This window comes from Sporosarcina sp. FA15 (genome assembly GCF_051550195.1).
In the GTDB taxonomy this organism is placed as follows: Bacteria; Bacillota; Bacilli; order Bacillales_A; family Planococcaceae; genus Sporosarcina; species Sporosarcina psychrophila.
This window is the reverse complement of the sequence record NZ_CP188818.1, coordinates 3442501-3445000: the sequence shown is the minus strand read 5'-3', so window position 1 is coordinate 3445000 and position 2500 is coordinate 3442501. Positions and strand designations below refer to the sequence as shown.

Below are 2500 nucleotides of genomic sequence, written 5' to 3'. Positions count from 1 at the left end.
CGAGAGGGAAACAGCCCAGACCACCAGTTAAGGTCCCCAAGTATTCGTTAAGTGGAAAAGGATGTGGCGTTGCCCAGACAACCAGGATGTTGGCTTAGAAGCAGCCATCATTTAAAGAGTGCGTAATAGCTCACTGGTCGAGTGGCGCTGCGCCGAAAATGTACCGGGGCTAAACGAATCACCGAAACTGTGGATTGACATCTTAGATGTCAGTGGTAGGAGAGCGTTCCAAGGGCGTCGAAGCTAGACCGTAAGGACTGGTGGAGCGCTTGGAAGTGAGAATGCCGGTATGAGTAGCGAAAGAAGGGTGAGAATCCCTTCCACCGAATGCCCAAGGTTTCCTGAGGAAGGCTCGTCCGCTCAGGGTTAGTCAGGACCTAAGTTGAGGCCGAAAGGCGTAGACGATGGACAACAGGTTGATATTCCTGTACCACCTCCCCGCCGTTTGAGCAATGGGGTGACGCAGTAGGATAGGGTGAGCGCGCTGTTGGTTATGCGCGTCTAAGCAGTGAGGTGTGGAATGAGGCAAATCCCGTTCCTATAACATTGAGCTGTTACAGCAAGGGGATTTATCCCTGAGTCCCTGATTTCACGCTGCCAAGAAAAGCCTCTAGCGAGGCGGGAGGTGCCTGTACCGCAAACCGACACAGGTAGGCGAGGAGAGAATCCTAAGGTGATCGAGAGAACTCTCGTTAAGGAACTCGGCAAAATGACCCCGTAACTTCGGGAGAAGGGGTGCTCTGGTAGGGTGTTAAAGCCCGAGAGAGCCGCAGTGAATAGGCCCAGGCGACTGTTTAGCAAAAACACAGGTCTCTGCAAAACCGCAAGGTGAAGTATAGGGGCTGACGCCTGCCCGGTGCTGGAAGGTTAAGAGGAGAGGTCAGCGCAAGCGAAGCTTCGAATTGAAGCCCCAGTAAACGGCGGCCGTAACTATAACGGTCCTAAGGTAGCGAAATTCCTTGTCGGGTAAGTTCCGACCCGCACGAAAGGCGTAACGATCTGGGCACTGTCTCAACGAGAGACTCGGTGAAATTATAATACCTGTGAAGATGCAGGTTACCCGCGACAGGACGGAAAGACCCCGTGGAGCTTTACTGTAACCTGATATTGAATTCCGGTGCAGCCTGTACAGGATAGGTAGGAGCCTTGGATTCCGGAGCGCTAGCTTCGGATGAGGCGTTGGTGGGATACTACCCTGGCTGTATTGGACTTCTAACCCATGCCCCTTATCGGGGCAGGAGACAGTGTCAGGCGGGCAGTTTGACTGGGGCGGTCGCCTCCTAAAGAGTAACGGAGGCGCCCAAAGGTTCCCTCAGAATGGTTGGACATCATTCGTAGAGTGCAAAGGCATAAGGGAGCTTGACTGCGAGACCTACAAGTCGAGCAGGGTCGAAAGACGGGCTTAGTGATCCGGTGGTTCCGCATGGAAGGGCCATCGCTCAACGGATAAAAGCTACCCCGGGGATAACAGGCTTATCTCCCCCAAGAGTCCACATCGACGGGGAGGTTTGGCACCTCGATGTCGGCTCATCGCATCCTGGGGCTGTAGTCGGTCCCAAGGGTTGGGCTGTTCGCCCATTAAAGCGGTACGCGAGCTGGGTTCAGAACGTCGTGAGACAGTTCGGTCCCTATCCGTCGCGGGCGCAGGAAATTTGAGAGGAGCTGTCCTTAGTACGAGAGGACCGGGATGGACATACCTCTGGTGTACCAGTTGTCTTGCCAAAGGCATCGCTGGGTAGCTATGTATGGACGGGATAAATGCTGAAAGCATCTAAGCATGAAGCCCCCCTCGAGATGAGATTTCCCATTACGCAAGTAAGTAAGATCCCTCAAAGAAGATGAGGTTGATAGGTCTGGGGTGGAAGCACGGCGACGTGTGGAGCTGACGGATACTAATCGATCGAGGACTTAACCAATTTTGAAAAGGGCTTGATTACCCTGATTCTGTGTAGCACAATGTCTGTTTTATTCAGTTTTGAGCGAATAAGTACCGTTCATAAAAAAAGTACTTGCAATTATATTGCCTATATGATATAATGAATAATGTCTCTTGAGAAAGATGACAAAAGTCTGGTGACGATTGCGAAGAGGTCACACCCGTTCCCATCCCGAACACGGAAGTTAAGCTCTTCAGCGCCGATGGTAGTTGGGGGTTTCCCCCTGTGAGAGTAGGACGTCGCCGGGCTTGTACATTCATTACATAGATGTTCAAAAGGACAAGTAGTTTATTATTGTCTAACTTATACCCAGGAGGATTAGCTCAGCTGGGAGAGCACCTGCCTTACAAGCAGGGGGTCGGCGGTTCGAGCCCGTCATCCTCCACCATATTATTTTATAGCGAAATTTATTAGCCGGAGTAGCTCAACTGGTAGAGCAACTGACTTGTAATCAGTAGGTTGAGGGTTCAAGTCCTTTCTCCGGCACCACTTTTCGAGCCATTAGCTCAGTTGGTAGAGCATCTGACTTTTAATCAGAGGGTCGCAGGTTCGAATCCTGCATG

Annotated in this window: 3 tRNA genes and 2 rRNA genes (2 of these 5 running past the window's edge); all 5 read left to right on the top strand. The window is 51.7% G+C overall.

Annotated elements, in window-relative coordinates:
• Positions 1-1916, top strand: a 23S ribosomal RNA gene (locus ACP8HG_RS16275); it begins 1016 nt to the left of the window's first position.
• A 153-nt stretch (positions 1917-2069) separates the two neighbouring features.
• Positions 2070-2185, top strand: a 5S ribosomal RNA gene (rrf, locus tag ACP8HG_RS16270).
• 64 nt (positions 2186-2249) lie between these two features.
• Positions 2250-2325 (top strand) — tRNA-Val (locus ACP8HG_RS16265).
• A gap of 25 nt (positions 2326-2350) precedes the next feature.
• Positions 2351-2426, top strand: a tRNA-Thr gene (locus ACP8HG_RS16260).
• Between the two features lie 6 nt (positions 2427-2432).
• A tRNA-Lys gene (locus tag ACP8HG_RS16255) sits at positions 2433-2500 on the top strand (it continues 8 nt past the right edge of the window).